The sequence below is a fragment of the Pseudoflavonifractor intestinihominis genome (assembly GCF_040096055.1).
Classification (GTDB): domain Bacteria; phylum Bacillota; class Clostridia; order Oscillospirales; family Oscillospiraceae; genus Pseudoflavonifractor; species Pseudoflavonifractor intestinihominis.
In genome coordinates, this window is the sequence record NZ_JBBMFK010000072.1 from 1 (window position 1) to 628 (window position 628).

Consider the following 628-nt stretch of genomic DNA (forward strand, 5'->3'; position numbering starts at 1 on the left):
AGCTGACCCAAGCTGCCCGGTACGAGCGCAATGAGCAGCGCCAGGGCTACCGCAGCGGCCACTACAACCGTAACCTCACCACCACTTCCGGGGATGTCACCCTCAAGGTACCTAAGCTCAAGGGAATCTCCTTTGAAACTGCCATCATTGAACGGTATCGCCGCCGGGAGAGCAGTGTGGAAGAGGCTCTCATTGAGATGTACCTTGCTGGTGTATCTGTCCGGCGTGTGGAGGACATTACCGAGGCTCTTTGGGGCAGCAAGGTATCTCCCTCTACCATTAGCGAACTGAACAAGAAGGCATATGTCCACATTGAAGATTGGCGCAACCGTCCTCTGCAAGGTGGGCGTTATCCGTATGTCTATGTGGATGGGATCTATCTGCGTCGCAACTGGGGCGGAGAGTATGAAAATGTAGCTATTCTGGTAGCAATTGCGGTGAATGAGGACGGATACCGTGAGGTTTTGGGTGCCGCTGAGGGCATGAAAGAGGACAAGGCCAGCTGGGTCAGCTTCTTCCAGTGGCTGCGTAGCCGTGGTCTGGACGGCGTGAAACTCATCGTTGGAGACAAGTGCCTGGGCATGCTGGAGGCTGTTGGAGAAGTATTCCCTGATGCCAAATACCAGCG

The 628-nt window shown here is 55.1% G+C and carries 1 protein-coding gene; it reads left to right on the top strand.

Features of this window, described 5'->3' with window-relative positions; all coding sequences use genetic code 11:
* Window positions 1-628 (top strand): IS256 family transposase (locus tag WMO64_RS17060; RefSeq protein ID WP_349232772.1); only part of this gene is annotated, 628 nt, incomplete at both ends.